We start from the raw sequence: 16,214 nt of genomic DNA on the forward strand, positions 1-16,214 counted from the left end.
GCTAAGGAGCAACCATGTCAGTTCACATCGAATCCCCGTTGGGATACACGGCAGACTTTCCCGAGCACACCCAGGCCATGGAGGACTCCGCGGCCGGGCCGAACAGTGAGCAGTACGCCCTGCTGGGAGGGGTACTGGTTACGGTGATCAAGGATGACACCTCGGTCACTGATGCGCCCCAGGCCAACGGCTGGGCGCACCTCATGTCCGAGTTCTACATTGAAGAACGCGGCGGGACCATACTTACCGAAGGCGAACTCAACCTTCCCGGCAAAGCCTCCTACGCCGTCCTGGTGGGCTACACCGACCATGCCGGCGATGCGCGGATTGCAGCCACCGTGGGCGTCTGGGAGAACAACCGGTTCATCGGCGTCCTGGTGATCTGGCCCTACGTGAACCCGGAGATCGAGCCCCGGGTAGGGATGCTCAAGGAGATTGTCGCTTCCATCAGCGTGGCCTGACCCCGGTCCGAAGCTGGCCCCGTTTCGGGGACCCAGGTTCGGGGCCGCGCGGGATCCCGTCAGCGCCGGCGGTAGCAGAGGTCGAAAATCAGCCGGCCCGCCTCGTGGGCCTTGGCTTCAAAACTGGTGCGGATCCGGCCCTCGAAGCGTGGAGCCCAGCCGCCGGTTTCATCCACACCCTCGTTGGGTCCGGTGTGTGCGGTACTGACCGGTGCCCTGCCTTCACGGACGGGTGCACCGCCCACCAGGGATTCGACGCCGGATTGCCACACCTGCGTGAGGGGGCTTTCCGGGCCATGGCGCTCGCCGGTGTGGAGGTTTTCGAAGTCCGGCGAATCCGCCAGGACGTCGCGGACGTGGACGGCATAGTTGGACCAGTCAGTGGCGATCCGCCAGAGCCCGCCTGGCTTGAGTGCCCGCGCAGCGAGTTGGGCGAACTCCGGCTGGATGAGCCGGCGTTTGTGGTGCCGTGACTTATGCCAGGGGTCAGGAAAAAACACCCACAGTTCGCTGACAGATCCGGCAGGGAGCATGGTGGCGAGGACTTCAGGGGCGTTGGCCTCCACAACCCTGACGTTGTCCAGTCCCCGGCTGTTGATCTTGATGATGGTGTGCGCCAGGCCCGGGGTGTAGACCTCCACGGCCAGGAAGTCCGTGTCCGGATTCTGTTCGGCGGCGTGGCAGATCGCGTCGCCCAGCCCCGACCCGATCTCGACGATCAGCGGCGCCTTGCGTCCGAACTCTGCCTCGGCGTCGAATGTGTAGTCCGGGTGGACCGACGTGTTGGCAACGTGCCGGGGCACATTGAGGGCCCACCGCTCTGAGTGTTCTTCCCAGGCTGTTTGCCGCCGTCCCTGCAGACGGGTACCGCGGCGCACAAAGCTCACGGGCCTGCCGCCATAGGTGCCGAACGACGCCTGGGTTCCGGGCGTCACCGGGCGCGGGACATGCGGAGGCTGGGGGGATTCTGGGGATTCACTCATCCCTTCCAGAATACCCGCGGCCGCGCCGGAGGCGTCTTTCGAAGACGGCAGCCCTCTGCAGGCCAGCCCCTTACAAAGGCTAGAAAAGAATCATGGGATTTCCGTGGAGCAGCACCAGACCCAGTGCCACGGCGGCCTCGGCACCGGCCAGCGATAACCCGGCCACGCCTCTCCGCGAGCCCTTTGAGCGGGGCGGGCAGACCCGGAGGGCCACCACGCCGAGAGTTATTGCAGAAAGGCCAAACAGCACCGGGCAGCTCCAAAGCACCAGCGGCGCCACCCAGTCCCGATCTCCGGGACCCTCATCCGGCCTGGTGAAAAGCGCCGCGATGAGACTGAGCGGCGCGGTCCCAGTACATGCTCGCGGGTGCGAGAACGCTCAGCGTAAGGCTGGCTGTGCCTTCCGCACTGCCGTGTGCCTTCCGCGCGTATGTGGATAACCAGAGTGAGGCTGCCCTTGAAATGACGTCTGGCGGCCCCGTTGCAAGACCTGCCGAAGACATCTGCGGACGCCACGCGACTGACTGACAGAATGGGTCCGTGACCCGCCCTAAGAATGACGCCCCTGAACTGCAGAAGGACGCCGTCAGCGGCGGAACTGCGGCGGCAGAAACAACTGTGCCGCCCCAACCGTCGAGCAGCCGGCGGGCGCTGGCCTACCTTGGCCTCTGTCTGGTGCTGATCGGACTGAACCTCCGGACGGTCTTTTCAAGTTTCGCCGCAGTCCTTCCCGAGATCACCGCCGGCGCGGGCCTCCCCGGCTGGGCCGTGCTGGCGCTCACCACCGTTCCTGTGACTCTGCTGGGGGTGTTTGCGCCGCTGGCACCGGGGCTCGCCAACCGCTTCGGCCCCGAGCGCGTCCTGCTGGCGGCCATGACACTGCTAACCGCCGGCCTGCTGCTGCGGCCCTCAGACCTAGGCTGGCTGGTGCCAGGTGCGGGGCATCTGCCGGCGTTGCTGGTGGGCACGGCTGCCTGCGGCGCGGCGGTGGCCCTGTGCAACGTGCTGCTTCCGGGGCTGGTGAAACGTGACTTCCCGCACCGGCTCGGACTGATGGGCGGCCTGTACACCACGGCGATCTGCGCCTCCGCGGCGCTGGGGGCCGGGTTCACCTACCCCGTGTTCGCGGCAACGGGGGAATGGACGGCGGCTCTGTGGTTCTGGGCGCTGCCCGCCGTCGTCGTCCTTTTGCTGTTCCTCCCGGTGGCGCTGGCGCAGCACCGTGCGCGGCGGAGGACCGGTAAAGACGGCGTCAGCGTCTGGCGCTCCGCCGTTGCCTGGCAGGTGACCATCTTTATGCTGCTGCAGGCCATGATGTCGTTCAGCGTGTTTGCGTGGCTGGCGCCGATCCTGCGGGAGCGCGGCGTGGACGGCGCGACGGCGGGCGTGATGGTTTCCGTTTCCATCGCGCTCCAGATGCTGGGCTCACTGTTTGCGCCGGCGCTCGCGGCGAGGTTCTGGGACCAGCGCGCCATCAACACTGTGGTGGCGCTGATGACGGGCGGCGGATTCGCGCTCAGCATTTTCGGCCCGCTCGACTTCATCTGGGTCTGGACCGGGCTGCTGGGCCTGGGGCAGGGAAGCCTCACGGCGGTGGCGCTGACCATGATCATGCTGCGGACCCGCGACGGGCATACAGCCTCGCACCTGTCCGGCATGATGCAGGGCGTGGGCTACGGGGTGGGTTCCACGGGGACACTGCTGGTGGGGCTGCTGCACCAGGCCACCGGCTCCTTCGCCGCCGCAGGTGTGCTGTTCCTCTGCATCGGAGCGCTGGCCGCGGTCTTTGGCTACCGCGCGGGCCGCAGGAGATACATCGGCGGTTAAGGCCGCCCAACCCCGCCCCCCACCACCAACGCGGGGTCACTTTTAGCCCGATAAAGGCCCTTTATTGGGCGTGGAGTGACCCCGCGTTGCTTGCTGCTGGACCACGAACCGTTGCCGGAACGTTGCACTCGCGCGCCCGGAATCCGTTGACAGAGTGTGAGCTGCGCCATAGATTTGCCGTAACCTGAATCGTCTTTCAGGTTCACTCAAGAAGCTCACTTCAGATCCACTGCTCAGTTTCCGCGGATTTCAACGAAAGGCATCCCGTGAAGGATACAAAGAGGTTCCTGCTGGCCGCCGTTATGGCCACGGGGCTGGCGCTCAGCGCCTGTGCGCCCACCACCGGTTCAGCCACTCCGGCCGGCTCCGGAGGTGCCGGTGCCGCCACCGCCGCGGAACCGGTGGACGTGGGCATCATCTACTCCAAGACCGGGCCGCTCGCCGCCTACGGCGCCACCTACTACGAAGGCCTGCAGGCAGGCATCGACCACGCCACGGACGGTACCGGTGCCGTCAACGGCGCCAAGATCAACCTGACGTACGTTGACGACGGCGGCGATCCGGACAAGGCCGTCACGGCAGCAAAGGACCTGATCGGCAAGGGCTACAAAATCATCGGCGGCACGGTGGTCTCCGGCATCGCCCTGAAGCTGGCAGAACAGGCAGCACAGAACAAGGTCCTGTACATTTCCGGCCCAGCCGCCACTGACGCCATCCAGGGCATCAACAAATACACCTTCCGCTCCGGCCGCCAGAGCCTGCAGGACGTGGCAACCGCCGGCTCGTTCATCGACACCAAGGGTAAGAAGGTGGTGGTGTTCGCGCAGGACAACGCCTTCGGCCAAGGCAACGTTGCCGCCGTCAAGGCCGTCCTCGGTGCCAAGGGCGCCACGGTTGAGGCTGTGCTCGTCCCGGACGGACAGGAACTCACTCCCTTTGCCCGCCAGCTCATCGATGCCAAGCCGGACATGACGTTCGTGGCGTGGGCCGGAGCCACTTCAGGCACCATGTGGCAGACCCTCAGCCAGCAGGGCGCGTTCGACGCCGCTCCGGTGGTCACCGGGCTCGGCGACGCCGCCACGTTCGGTGCGTACGGAGAGGCCACCGGCAAGATCAGCTTTCTGAACCACTACTTCCCTGGCGCTTCCGGCACCGAAATGGAGAAGAAGATGATCGCCGCCGTCGAAAAGGCGGGCGCGAAGGCTGACCTCTTCACCCCGGACGGCTTCGTTGCCGGCCAGATGATTGTCCAGGCCATCAAGGAAGGCGGCTCCGACGCCGACGCCATGGTCAAGGCACTCGAAGGCTTCAGCTTCGACGGCCCCAAGGGCAAGGAAACGGTCCGGGCCTCCGATCACGCCCTGATCCAGGACATGTACCAGGTCAAGCTCGTCCAGAAGGGCGCAGCCTGGAGCCCGGAACTCGTCAAGGTGGTTGCCGGCGATCAGGTCGCACCGCCCGAAAAGAAGTAGAAGAGGCAAGCGAATGGTTGCTCCAGCCCTGCCTGCCCTCGCGGTGGACGGCCTCGGTCTGCAGATCGGCGGAGCCCGCATCCTCCAGGATGTGAGCTTCGCCGTGGCCGCCGGCGAAATGATCGGCGTCATCGGCCCCAACGGCGCCGGCAAGACCACCCTGTTCAACCTGATCTCGGGCGTGATGCGGCCCACCGAAGGCAGCATCACCCTGAACGGCAGCGAGATCACTGCCACGCCGGTCCACCGTAGGGCTAAGGCAGGACTGGGGCGGACCTTCCAGACCTCCAACCTGTTTCCCCGGCTTAGCGTGCTGGAGAACGTCCGGCTCGCCGCGCAGGCGAAAATCGGCGGCAGCTTCAGCATCCTGCGCTTCCCCTCAGCCTCCGACGAGGCCACCCGGATTGCCCTGGGCACCATCAAGGAAGTGGGGCTTTCCGGCCAGCTGACGACGGCGGCGGGGGACCTTTCGCACGGCGAGAAGCGGAAGGTGGAAATCGCCGTCCTCCTGGCGACGGATCCCGCCGTCGTCCTCCTTGATGAGCCGATGGCCGGCGTCGCGTCCGGGGACGTCCCGTCCCTGACCGCGATCATCCGCGGGATGCACCGCGACCGCGGCTGCACCGTGATGATGGTGGAGCACCACATGGACGTGGTCCTGGGGCTGGTGGACCGGGTGGCGGTCATGCACCACGGCAGCCTGCTCGCGCTGGACAGCCCGGAGGCCGTGATGGCCGATCCCACCGTACAAAGCGCCTACCTTGGAGAACCCGTATGAGCGCCGCAGCCCACGCCCGCCCGATCCTCAGGGTTGAGGGTCTCAACGCCCACATCGCCGGCCAGCAGGTGGTGGAGGACGTGTCCTTCACGGTTCCGGCAACCGGAATCACCGCCCTGCTGGGCCGCAACGGCGTTGGCAAGACCAGCACCATCAAGGCCATCATCGGCCTGATCGACCGCACCGGAACCGTTGAACTCGACGGCGTCCGGGTCGAAAAGGAGCCCACCTACAAGATCATCCGCAGCGGCGTGGGCTACGTGCCGGAGGACCGCGAAGTGTTCTCCAAACTCACGGTCGCGGAAAACCTCCGCCTGGCCGAACGTGACGCCGCACCGCGCAGGCAGCTGGTCGAGGAGCTTTTCCCCGACCTGCTGGCCCGCGCAGGCCAGATGGCGGGCACTCTCTCTGGTGGCCAGCAGCAGATGGTGTCGCTGGCCCGCGCCCTGCTGAACACCAACAAGATCCTCCTCGTGGACGAACCCACCAAGGGCCTGGCCCCGAAGATCGTCGCCGAGGTGGCCGAAACACTCGCCGAAGCTGCCAGGACCGTTCCCATCCTCCTGGTGGAGCAGAACCTGCACGTGGTCCGCCAACTCGCGGAAGGCGCGGTTGTCCTGTCCGGCGGCCGGGTGGTCCACACCGGCAGCGCCCTGGGGTTCCTTGACGACGCCGGGCTGACGCAACGGCTCCTGGGTGTCTCCACGGAGGTCACCTCCCACGAGGCTGCCCCGCACGGGAAAGGCGCGGCCCTGTGAGTACAGTCGTCCTCCTGCTTTTCACCGGCCTGGGCCTCGGCGCCCTGTACTTCCTGGTCGCCGCCGGCCTGTCCCTGATCTACGGGCTGATGGGCGTCCTTAACTTCGCCCATGGCGCGTTCCTCACCCTTGGAGCATTCACGGGCTGGGAAATCGCCCGCCGGACCGGCTCGGACAGCTGGTGGACCTTCCTGCTCTCGCTGCTGGTGGGGGCCGCGGCCGGGGCGCTGTTCGCTGTCTTTACCGAGTTTGTCCTGATCCGCCGGCTCTACCAGCGGCACATTGAGCAGGTCCTCATCACGGTGGGCCTCTCGCTCGCCGCCGTGGCCCTGTTCGACGGCATCTGGGGGACCGATCCGGTCTTCATCCAGGGCCCGGCATGGTTCAAGGACACCACCGAAATCCTCGGCGCCCGTGTCCCCAACGACAGGTTTGTCTGCATCATCGCCGCGGTCCTGGTGCTGCTTGCCATGGTGTTCTTCCTCAAAAACACCCGGTACGGCATGATCATCCGGGCCGGCGTCGAAAACCGCTCCATGGTCACCGCCCTGGGCATCGACGTCCGCAAAGCCTTCACCCTCGTCTTCACCATCGGCGGCGCCGCGGCGGGGCTGGGCGGAGTCCTTGCCTCGCATTACTTCGGCTACGTCTCGCCCATGCTCGGCGGATCGCTGCTGATCTTCGCCTTCATCGTCACGGTGATCGGCGGGCTCGGTTCCCTGACCGGCGCGGCGATTGCCGCCGTCGGGGTCGCTGTCCTGCAGCAGTTCGCCAACTTCTACCTCGGCGGCACCGGCGACTTCGTTGTGGTGCTGGCCCTGGCGCTGGTGCTGCTGTTCCGTCCGTCCGGCCTGCTCGGGAGAACCTCATGACCACCGATACCGACGCCACTGACGCAACCGGCGCTGCGCGCGCAACCGGCGCCACTGGAACCCCGGAAGATGAGAGGACGACGGCGGCCCCGCCCGGAACCCGCCACGGCTCCACTGCCGTGGTTGGCCCCGCCCGTCCCCGCCTGACCCGCCGCCGGATGGTTGGCGCCGCAGCCGGTCTCGCGGGGGTGGTGCTGCTGGTCCTGCTGCCGCTGCTGAACCTGTCCCTGCCCGGCGTGCTGCCCGGACCCACGTACACACCCGGGTCCCTGCAGCTGCTGGCGATGTGCATGCTGATGGCCGCTGCAGCTTTGACCTACCATCTGCTGCTTGGGGTGGCCGGCCTGCTCTCCTTCGGCCACGCCCTCTACTTCGGCGCGGGGGTCTACGGCCTGGCCATCATCCTGCAGAACCTGGACATGCCGCTGCTTCCGGCGATGGGGCTGACCCTGCTGGTGGTGATTGTGCTGGCACACGTGGTGGGCAGCATCAGCCTGCGCGTCAGCGGCATCCCGTTCGCCATGGTCACGCTGGCCTTCGCCCAGGCCGGATCGGTGATCGTGGGCCGCAACCCGGAAGGCACCACCGGCGGCGACGAAGGCCTGACGCTGCGCACTGACAACCTGCCGGACTTCCTGGTGGGCGTGGTCAACACCCGCAACCTCTACTGGCTGGCCCTGGCCGTGCTGGTTGCAGTGTTCATCGTGGTCACCTGGGTGCAGTCCTCGCGCGCCGGGCACGTGGCTGCCGCCGTCCGGGAGAACGAACTCCGGGTCCGCGTGCTTGGCCTGCAGCCCTACTTCATCAAGCTGCTGATCTTCGTGGTCTCGGCTGTCCTGGTCAGCATCATCGGCATGGTGTTCCTGCTGCTGCAGAGCGGGGCCGTGCCGCGGGCGGTGTCCGCGGATCTCACCATCACCCTCCTGGTCATGGTGGTCCTGGGCGGTGTGGGCTCCCGCTGGGGTGCCGTCATCGGCGGGGTTTTCTACACCATCCTGGATCAGCGGCTGACCACGCTGGCCAATTCCGATGCCATTGATGCGCTGCCGGACATCCTGCGCGTACCGTTGTCGGAGCCGCTTTTCATCCTGGGCACACTGTTCATCCTGGTGGTGCTCTTCCTGCCGGGCGGCCTGACGGGCACCGCCCAGCGGCTCGCCCAGCGCCGCAGCCGGCGCACCGAGAAGTCCCGCGAGATCCTGGAGGAGGCGGCATGACCACCGCTGACGGACTGCACACCCTGGGCCGCTGGACCACTGACCGCAGCCTCGCCACCCCCCACAGGATCGCCATCGACGACCGCGGCTGCACGCTCACTTACGGCGAGCTGGAACGGCGGGCGGCCGGCCTGGCCGCGGGCCTGCAGGCCGCGGGGTACGTCACCGGCGACCGGATAGCCACCCTGACCGGCAACAGTTCCGACCATGTGGTGGTGTTTTTCGCCTGCGCCAAGGCCGGGCTCGTCCTGGTGCCGCTGTCCTGGCGCCTGTCTCCGCGTGAGCTGTCCGCGCAGTTGGGGCTGGCGGACGCCCAGCTCCTGCTGGTGGAAGGCGACCTGGACGCCTTGGCAGCCGCGACCTGCTCGCTCCTGCCCCGGCCGCCGCGGACCGCGGCGCTCGGCCCCGGCGGCGTAGAAAAGTCCGTGCCGGCACCTTCCCGGGTGCTTCGCACGGGGGCGTCGTTCCCCGCAGCAACGCCAACGACGGAAGTGCGCGACGACGACGCCCTCCTGATGATTTTCACTTCCGGCACGGAGGGGGCCAGCAAAGCCGCCGTACTGACGCATGCAAACTGTTTCTGGACCAACCTCTCGCTCTCGCGGACCCTGGACATCGTCAGCACCGACGTGGTGCTGGCCGTCCTTCCCCAGTTCCATGTGGGCGGTTGGAACATCCAGCCGCTGCTGGCGTGGTGGACGGGCGCCACGGTGGTCCTGGAGCGTGGGTTCGAACCGGGCCGGGTGCTGCAGCTGATCTCCGAACGGCGCGTGACCATGCTGATGGGCGTCCCCACCCATTACCTGATGCTGGCCGAGCACCCGGACTTCGGCCAGGCCGAACTGGGAAGCCTGCGGCATGCCGTGGTGGGCGGGGCGCCCATGCCTGCGCCGCTGCTGCGGATCTGGCACCGCCGCGGAGTAGCCCTGAGTCAGGGTTACGGGCTGACCGAGGCCTCACCCAACGTCCTGTGCCTTGCCAATGAGGACGCCGAACGCATGGTGGGCTTCTCCGGCAAGCCCTACCCGCACGTTGCGGTTGCGGTGGCGGACCCGGTCACCGGGGAAGTGTACGACGGCGAGGCCACGGGCGAGCTTTTGGTGGGCGGCCCGGGGGTTTTCGCGGGGTACTTCCGCGACCCTGCCGCCACGGCTGCAGTCCTCGCTGACGGCTGGCTGCGCACCGGGGACCTGGTGGAACGTGATGCCGACGGGTACATCCGTGTGGTGGACCGGCTCAAGGACATTTACATCTCCGGCGGCGAAAATGTGTCACCGGCCGAAGTGGAGGAAGTTCTGCTGTCCCATCCTGCCGTGGCGCAGGCCGCGGTGGTGGGAGTGGAGGATGAACGCTGGGGCGAAAGCGGGCACGCCTTTGTGGTGGTCCGGCCCGGCATGGCAACGGATGAACAGGAACTGCTGCTGCACTGCGCGTCCCAGCTGTCCTCGTTCAAGGTCCCCGCCACGGTGGCGATGGTGGGTTCACTGCCCCGCACGGCACTGAACAAGGTGCTCCGCGCCAGGCTGCGGCAGGAACTCGCGGGAAGCCATCCCGGTGTGCGGGGACAGGCGCCGCAGCACACTGAAGGCGGCCGCAGATGAGTGCCGTTCCCCGCACCGCCAGGGGCACGCGCACCCGGGCCAAACTGCTCGAGGCCGCAGAGACCGTCTTCGCCTCCGTGGGCTACCACGAAGCCTCCATCGTGAAGATCACTGAGGAGGCGGGCGTCGGGCTTGGCACCTTCTACCTCTATTTCGACGGCAAACAGACCATTTTTGACGAGGTGGTGGAGGACCTGAACCGGCGGGTCCGGCATGCGATGGCCGACGCCGCCCGCAGCGCCGGGACCAGGCTCGAGGCTGAACGGGCGGGTTTCCGGGCGTTCTTCCGGTTCACGGCCCAGCACCCGGCGCTCTACCGGATCATCCGGCAGGCCGAGTTCGTCTCGCCCGGGGCGCTCCGGCTGCACTACACCCGGATCGTCAACGGCTATATCGAAGGGCTCAAAGCCGCGCAGCTCAGCGGGGAAGTCCGGGAAATGGACCCCACTGTGGCCGCGTGGGCGCTGATGGGAATCGGCGAGCTGATCGGCATGCGCTGGGTGCTCTGGGACGAGGAAGGCGCCGACCCCATCCCGGGAGCGCGCCCCGATGTGCCGGAGGACGTCTTCGAGGAAATGATGCAGTTCATCGAGCGCGCCCTGGCACCCGGCCCAAGCGCGGCATCCGGCCCAAGCCCCGCACCCGGCCCGAGCGCCGCCGTCGGGCCTGCCCCGGGCAACACCGGCAGTCCCGCCCCAAGCCCCACCCCCAGCTCTTCCCGGCCCGATGAAGGGGACACCGCATGACGCGAGAAGCCAGCAACGCCACGTACCGCACGGCCGAGGTGGAGGTCCGCGGCGGCACCCTGCACACCGCCCTCTGGGGTCCCGAGGATCCGGACGCGCCCACCATCCTCGCCGTCCATGGGGTGACGGCCTCCCACAAGGCCTGGCAGCATCTGGCCGAGGCTTTGCCTGACGTGCGGATCATCGCCCCGGACCTGCGCGGGCGCGGCCGCAGCAACGGACTCCCCGCCCCGTACGGCATGCCCACCCATGCCCAGGATCTGGCAGCCGTCCTGGCAGCTTTCACCACGGAGCCGGTGGTCGTCGTCGGCCATTCCATGGGGGCCTTCGCAGCCCTGGTCCTGGCGAATCTTTTCCCGGAGCGTGTACGTTCCCTGGTCCTGGTGGACGGCGGCCTGCCGCTGCAGGTTCCGGCCGGAATTTCGGACGAGGACGTGGTGGCCGCGGTGCTGGGGCCAGCCGCCGAACGCCTGAACTCAACGTTCCCCAGCCGCGAGGTGTACCGGCAGTTCTGGCGCCAGCACCCGGCGTTCAGCAGCGACTGGACCCCGTTCGTGGAGGCATACGTGGATTATGACCTGACCGGCCAGGAGCCCGAGCTGCGGCCGGCCACGAAGTACCAGGCGATGGCGGAGGACACCGCCGAGCTGCACCGGGGCGCGTCGCTGCTCAAAGCACTGGATGAACTGGCGGTTGATGCCCAGGTGCTCCGTGCTCCGCGAGGCCTGCTGAACGAACCTGCCGCCCTCTACGCCCCCGGCTACCTGGAGGCGTGGGCGCTGAAGCTGCCCTCACTCCGGGTCCGTGAGGTGCCGGACGTCAACCACTACACGATCGTCATGGGCGAGGCCGGCGCCGGCGCTGTTGCCGAAAGCGTGCAGGAAGCGCTGGCAATCCGGTAGCGGGCATGATTCCATTCACTGTGTGACAGAGCCGGCCGCCAACATCCTGAAGCGGCCATACCGCTGGGTCACCATCGGCGCCTGCGCCCTGGTGTTCCTGGCCACATTCGAGTCGCTGGCCGTGACCACCATCATGCCCGTTGTCAGCCGGGAGCTCGACGGAGCCAGCCTGTACGCGCTGGCCTTCGCCGGGCCGCTGGCCACCGGGGTGATCGGCATGGTGGCGGCGGGAAACTGGTCCGACCGGCGCGGACCCGGGGCACCATTGTTCGCCTCAGTGGCCCTGTTCGTGCTGGGCCTCCTGATCGCTGGCACGGCCATGTCCATGCCGCTTCTGGTGTCCGGCCGGCTGGTGCAGGGCCTTGGCGGCGGGGCCCTGACGGTGGCGCTATACGTGGTGGTGGCCCGCGTCTACCCCGCAGTTCTCCACCCCGGGATCTTTGCCGCCTTCTCCGCTGCCTGGGTGATCCCCTCCCTCGTGGGCCCGTTCGCGGCGGGCATCGTGGCGCAGCTTCTGAGCTGGCACTGGGTCTTCCTGGGGGTGGTGGGACTGGTGGTTCCCGCCGTCGTCATGATTGTCCCGGTGCTCCGCGGCCTGGACCGGCAGTCCGCGGACGCCGACGTCCCGCCGTGGGCGGTGGGCAGGCTGGGGTGGGCCGGACTCGCAGCGCTCGCGGTCCTGGGGCTGAACCTCTCCGCGGGCGCCACCCTCTTTCCGGCGGCACCGGCAGTCCTCGCCGCGGCCGCCGTTGTTGTCGCCCTCCTGGCGGTGCGCCCGCTGGTCCCCGGCGACACCCTGCTCGCCCGCCGTGGCCTGCCCAGCGTCATCCTGACCCGTGGCCTGGCCGGAGCAGCGTTCTTCGGCGCCGAGGTGTACCTGCCGTACCTGCTGATCGAGGAGTACGCGTTCCCGCCGACGTTCGCCGGGCTGACCCTCACCGGCGGCGCGCTGGCCTGGGCCGGTGCCGCGGCCATCCAGGGCCGCCTGGGCGCCAGGCTGACTCACCGGGCGGCCGTGTGGACCGGCGCGGTGTTGGTCCTGGCTGCCATCCTCCTCGCCCTGGTGACAACGGCACTTCACTGGCCTGCCGCCGTCGCGATTGCCGGCTGGATATTCGCCGGCGGCGGCATGGGGCTGCTTTACCCGCGGCTCAGCGTGATGACCCTGGCGCTGTCCAGCAAGGAAAACGAGGGCTTCAACAGCTCGGCGATGTCCATTTCCGACTCACTGGGCGGGGCGCTTGCGCTCGCCGCTACGGGCATCGTGTTCGCGGCATTTACGACGACGGCGGCACAGTTCGCCGGGGTCTTCGCGCTGACGTCGGTGATCGCGGTCGCCGCGGTAGCCGTGGCGCCGCGCGTGGCCCGCTGACCCCGCCCGGCAGGGCGATGAACCAGTCCAGGGACATCGTCATTTCCGCGATCAGCCTTGCCACGGTGTGTTTTCTCCCGGGGTTGGGGGTGCCGACGCTTTGGTCAGGAAAGCCGGGTGGCGCGGAGAACGGTGTCGCCGATGACCGCTTCCCGTCCGTCCGGATCGGACACGTGCCGATCGCGGGTGGTGAGCACCTCCACCTGCCAGTCCGGCGCGGTGAGGTCCAGCTCCTGCACCAGCTGCGCCGGGGTGTAGAACATGTCCGGCGTGGTGTGGGTCTGGGTGCCCCACGGCGGCAGCATGTCCGGGTGGTGGCCCACAATCAGCAGGGTACCGCCGGGCTTGACCGCCGAGGCCGCCGTGCGCAGCGGTTCCTGCCAACCCATTGTCCGTGAGTGCAGGAACTGCGAGGACACCAGATCGTACTTCTCCTCCGGCCGCCATTCCTCCAGGTCGCACTGCTGCCAGTGGATGCGGCTGGGGATGGCGCCGGGACCTTCCGCGTGCACGCTTTCCCGGTCCAGTGCCGTCTTTTCGTGTGCGGCCGCCCGTTCCAGGGCGACGGCGGAGACGTCGACGGCGGTGACGGTCCAGCCTTGCTGGGCGAGCCAGATGGCATCCGCGCCCTCGCCGCAGCCGACGTCGAGGGCCTTGCCGGGGTGAAGCCCGGAAGCTTCGCGGACGAGCTGGGGGTTGGGTTTTCCGCTCCAGAGCTTCGGTGTGCTGCGGTACCGTTCGTCCCAGGATTCGGCGGAACTTTGCTCCGCTTTATCTTCAGGCCCCGCGGCGCCGTGGTCCGTTGCGTGGTGGTGGTCCGCACCCTGTTGCGTCATGCCTCAAGGGTGCCCCTCCCGGGCACATGAAGGCAACGCCCGGCGCGCACTTGGCGGGGGTTGGGCCGCCCCGGGCGGCGCCCGTGGACGGCCGGACCGCCCGCTGCTGATAGACTGGTGGAACTTGATGTGCAGTGATGCCCACTTTTGTTCCGGTTCATCAACCGGTTCCCCTGCTGGATTCCCCGGATTCCGCGGCCAGGGAGTGGGATTTTTTCATGTGAGAGGCACATCCTGCGTCGATGAACGCGTTCTATTTGGTCCCGGCCGCCGTTTTGTACAAATGGCAGCTGGCCGGTTGATCACCTGACTTTTCTTCGGCGAACCCCTGAGCCAACCGGCGTCGGGGGCCGATATCCGCATGGATACCGCCTGAAAGACCTTTACTTACATGACTACTTTCGCTGCCCTCGGCACGCCCAAGGTCCTCGCTGACTCCCTCACCGCGCAGGGAATCACCGAGCCGTTCCCCATCCAGGTCAAGACCCTCCCGGACACGCTGTCAGGACGCGACGTCCTGGGCCGCGGCCGCACCGGCTCCGGCAAGACCATCGCTTTCGCCATCCCGCTTGTAGCACGACTCGCTGAGCGGGAAGCGGCGCACTTCCGCAAGCCCGGCCGTCCGATGGGCCTGGTCCTGGCACCGACCCGCGAACTGGCCACCCAGATCAACGCCACCATCGAGCCGATGGCCAAGGCCATGGGCCTGACCACCACTGTGATCTTCGGCGGCATCTCCCAGGCACGCCAGGAAAAGGCCCTCCGCGCCGGCGTCGACATCGTCATCGCCTGCCCGGGCCGCCTGGAGGACCTGATCCGCCAGCGCATCCTGACCCTGGATGCCGTGGAAATCACGGTCCTGGACGAGGCCGACCACATGGCCGACCTCGGCTTCCTGCCCGTGGTCAAGAAGCTCATGGACATGACCCCCAGCCAGGGCCAGCGCTTGCTCTTCTCCGCAACCCTGGACAACGGCGTGGACAAGATCGTCCAGCGCTACCTGTCCAACCCGCTGACCCACGCCGTGGACGAATCCCAGGCTGCCGTGACCACCATGGAGCACCATGTGCTGGTGGTCAACGACCAGACCGTCAAGAAGCAGCTGATCGTGGAGCTCGCCTCCGGTGCCGGCCGCCGCGTCCTCTTCATGCGGACCAAGCACCACGCCCGCAAGCTGGCCAAGACCCTGACCGACGCCGGGATCCCCGCCGTCGATCTGCACGGCAACCTGTCGCAGAACGCCCGTGACCGCAACCTGGCCGAGTTCTCCTCCGGTGACGTCCGCGTCCTGGTGGCCACCGACGTCGCAGCCCGCGGCGTGCACGTGGACGACGTCGAACTGGTCATCCACGTTGACCCGCCCACAGAGCACAAGGCCTACCTGCACCGCTCAGGCCGCACGGCCCGCGCCGGTTCAGACGGAACCGTTGTCACGCTGACCCTCCCGGAGCAGCAGAGCGACGTCAAGAAGCTCATGAAAGCCGCCGGCGTCGAGGTCAACTTCGAGCGCGTCACCGCCAACTCCCCGCTGGTTGCGGAACTCGTGGGCGAAATGGCCGACAAGATTGATCCCCGCACCCGTGCAGCACTGCTGGCCAAGAAGGCCGCACAGCAGGGCGGGGGCACCTCCACCGGTGCCAACGCCGAGCGCAAGCGCGCCCGCCGCACCACCCAAGCCGCACCCACCGCGGGTGGCCGTGGCGGTCGTGGCGGACGCGGACGGGTTTCAGCCGAAGCCCCCCGCACCGACGGTCCCCGCGCCGAGCGCCGTGCAGTGGCTTTCGAGGGCCGCACCGAGGCCCGCGCAGCGTTCGACCGCGTTGCCGAGCAGAACGAGGACCGCGCCATTGCAGCAGCCGCTGCACGCCGGAACTCCCGCGGCCGTGGCACTGCGGCTGCAACCCACCGCAACGACGTCCCCGCGGCAGGTGGCCGTGCATCGGCTGGCCGCGGTTCAGACGGGCGCGCAGCGGATGGGCGCACTGATTCCCGCGTAACCCGCAGCGACGCTCCCCGCGGCGGTACCGGTCGCCCGGCTACCTCCGGCGGACAGCGTGGCGGCCGCCCGGCAACCGGCCAGCGTGCCGCAGCCGGCGCAGGCGCCGGCGCAGGTGCCCGGACCGGTGGCTCACGCACCGGCGGATCCGGCCAGCGCTCAGCAGGCGCCGGTGCAGCCGGTGGCAACAAGGCAGTCTGGTCCTCCAACACCGGTGGTACCTCGGGTGGATCCTACGCAAGCAACGGCGGCGGCGGCCGTTCCAGTGAAGGCCGTCCGGCCCGCAGCGCCGGCCCGCGCCGCGCGTCGGCTCCGGCGTCGAACGAACGCCGCAGCCGCTAAGAGTAGGGTATTTCGCTACGCAAAGTAGCTGGTGATACGCAAAATGCCGGG

General features: G+C 68.0%; 14 protein-coding genes. 12 read left to right on the top strand and 2 right to left on the bottom strand.

Annotation, left to right across the window (positions count from 1 at the left end; translation table 11 throughout):
- Positions 1–14 precede the first annotated feature (14 nt).
- Entirely contained in the window at positions 15–461 is a 447-nt protein-coding gene (locus ACS5PJ_RS04425; protein ID WP_439433705.1) for a hypothetical protein, read from the top strand.
- Between the two features lie 59 nt (positions 462–520).
- On the opposite strand, the gene trmB is transcribed toward ACS5PJ_RS04425, so the two are convergent.
- Entirely contained in the window at positions 521–1,444 is a 924-nt protein-coding gene (gene trmB / locus ACS5PJ_RS04430; RefSeq protein WP_439433706.1) for a tRNA (guanosine(46)-N7)-methyltransferase TrmB, read from the bottom strand.
- Between the two features lie 618 nt (positions 1,445–2,062).
- Between trmB and ACS5PJ_RS04435 the strand changes: the two genes are divergently transcribed.
- The 10 genes from ACS5PJ_RS04435 (at position 2,063) to ACS5PJ_RS04480 (ending at position 12,989) form a co-directional block, all read left to right on the top strand.
- On the top strand, positions 2,063–3,271 hold the full coding sequence (locus ACS5PJ_RS04435; protein ID WP_439434109.1) for an MFS transporter: 1,209 nt from the start codon (positions 2,063–2,065) through the stop codon (positions 3,269–3,271).
- A gap of 266 nt (positions 3,272–3,537) precedes the next feature.
- Positions 3,538–4,743 carry a substrate-binding domain-containing protein gene (locus tag ACS5PJ_RS04440; RefSeq protein ID WP_439433707.1) on the top strand — a complete coding sequence of 402 codons (1,206 nt, stop codon included), beginning with the start codon at positions 3,538–3,540 and terminating at the stop codon, positions 4,741–4,743.
- Between the two features lie 13 nt (positions 4,744–4,756).
- Complete coding sequence (locus tag ACS5PJ_RS04445; RefSeq protein ID WP_439433708.1) at positions 4,757–5,521, top strand: ABC transporter ATP-binding protein; 765 nt, start codon at positions 4,757–4,759, stop codon at positions 5,519–5,521.
- Positions 5,518–6,279, top strand: a complete 762-nt coding sequence (locus tag ACS5PJ_RS04450; RefSeq protein ID WP_439433709.1) for an ABC transporter ATP-binding protein — start codon at positions 5,518–5,520, stop codon at positions 6,277–6,279. Before ACS5PJ_RS04445 ends, ACS5PJ_RS04450 begins: the two co-directional genes overlap by 4 nt.
- Positions 6,276–7,151: a branched-chain amino acid ABC transporter permease gene (locus ACS5PJ_RS04455; protein ID WP_131683194.1), complete on the top strand. Its 876-nt coding sequence runs from the start codon at positions 6,276–6,278 to the stop codon at positions 7,149–7,151. The genes ACS5PJ_RS04450 and ACS5PJ_RS04455 overlap by 4 nt, the downstream gene beginning before the upstream one ends.
- 158 nt (positions 7,152–7,309) lie before the next feature.
- A complete protein-coding gene (locus ACS5PJ_RS04460; RefSeq protein WP_439434110.1) occupies positions 7,310–8,368 on the top strand; it encodes a branched-chain amino acid ABC transporter permease in 1,059 nt (352 codons plus the stop codon).
- Positions 8,365–9,969, top strand: coding sequence for a class I adenylate-forming enzyme family protein (locus ACS5PJ_RS04465; RefSeq protein ID WP_439433710.1), 1,605 nt, complete (start codon positions 8,365–8,367; stop codon positions 9,967–9,969). The genes ACS5PJ_RS04460 and ACS5PJ_RS04465 overlap by 4 nt, the downstream gene beginning before the upstream one ends.
- A complete protein-coding gene (locus tag ACS5PJ_RS04470; RefSeq protein WP_439433711.1) occupies positions 9,966–10,715 on the top strand; it encodes a TetR/AcrR family transcriptional regulator in 750 nt (249 codons plus the stop codon). The genes ACS5PJ_RS04465 and ACS5PJ_RS04470 overlap by 4 nt, the downstream gene beginning before the upstream one ends.
- Entirely contained in the window at positions 10,712–11,617 is a 906-nt protein-coding gene (locus ACS5PJ_RS04475; RefSeq protein ID WP_439433712.1) for an alpha/beta hydrolase, read from the top strand. Before ACS5PJ_RS04470 ends, ACS5PJ_RS04475 begins: the two co-directional genes overlap by 4 nt.
- A 22-nt stretch (positions 11,618–11,639) precedes the next feature.
- Positions 11,640–12,989, top strand: a complete 1,350-nt coding sequence (locus ACS5PJ_RS04480) for an MFS transporter (RefSeq protein ID WP_439433713.1) — start codon at positions 11,640–11,642, stop codon at positions 12,987–12,989.
- 104 nt (positions 12,990–13,093) lie between these two features.
- Here the strand turns inward: ACS5PJ_RS04480 and ACS5PJ_RS04485 are convergent, their stop codons facing one another.
- Positions 13,094–13,825, bottom strand: a complete 732-nt coding sequence (locus tag ACS5PJ_RS04485) for a class I SAM-dependent methyltransferase (RefSeq protein WP_439433714.1) — start codon at positions 13,823–13,825, stop codon at positions 13,094–13,096.
- 391 nt (positions 13,826–14,216) lie between these two features.
- Here ACS5PJ_RS04485 and ACS5PJ_RS04490 point away from each other — a divergent pair, with 391 nt between their 5' ends.
- Complete coding sequence (locus ACS5PJ_RS04490; protein ID WP_439433715.1) at positions 14,217–16,163, top strand: DEAD/DEAH box helicase; 1,947 nt, start codon at positions 14,217–14,219, stop codon at positions 16,161–16,163.
- The last annotated feature ends 51 nt before the right edge of the window (positions 16,164–16,214 follow it).

It is taken from the genome of Pseudarthrobacter cremeus, from assembly GCF_051857465.1.
Lineage (GTDB): Bacteria > Actinomycetota > Actinomycetes > Actinomycetales > Micrococcaceae > Arthrobacter.

Excerpts from the sequence above, each read along its gene's own strand:
- ACS5PJ_RS04425 (WP_439433705.1), top strand. The coding sequence starts at position 15 with ATGTCAGTTCACATCGAATCCCCGTTGGGATACACGGCAGACTTTCCC.
- trmB (WP_439433706.1), bottom strand. The coding sequence starts at position 1,444 with ATGAGTGAATCCCCAGAATCCCCCCAGCCTCCGCATGTCCCGCGCCCG.
- ACS5PJ_RS04445 (WP_439433708.1), top strand. The coding sequence starts at position 4,757 with ATGGTTGCTCCAGCCCTGCCTGCCCTCGCGGTGGACGGCCTCGGTCTG.
- ACS5PJ_RS04450 (WP_439433709.1), top strand. The coding sequence starts at position 5,518 with ATGAGCGCCGCAGCCCACGCCCGCCCGATCCTCAGGGTTGAGGGTCTC.
- ACS5PJ_RS04460 (WP_439434110.1), top strand. The coding sequence starts at position 7,310 with ATGGTTGGCGCCGCAGCCGGTCTCGCGGGGGTGGTGCTGCTGGTCCTG.
- ACS5PJ_RS04465 (WP_439433710.1), top strand. The coding sequence starts at position 8,365 with ATGACCACCGCTGACGGACTGCACACCCTGGGCCGCTGGACCACTGAC.
- ACS5PJ_RS04470 (WP_439433711.1), top strand. The coding sequence starts at position 9,966 with ATGAGTGCCGTTCCCCGCACCGCCAGGGGCACGCGCACCCGGGCCAAA.
- ACS5PJ_RS04475 (WP_439433712.1), top strand. The coding sequence starts at position 10,712 with ATGACGCGAGAAGCCAGCAACGCCACGTACCGCACGGCCGAGGTGGAG.
- ACS5PJ_RS04485 (WP_439433714.1), bottom strand. The coding sequence starts at position 13,825 with ATGACGCAACAGGGTGCGGACCACCACCACGCAACGGACCACGGCGCC.
- ACS5PJ_RS04490 (WP_439433715.1), top strand. The coding sequence starts at position 14,217 with ATGACTACTTTCGCTGCCCTCGGCACGCCCAAGGTCCTCGCTGACTCC.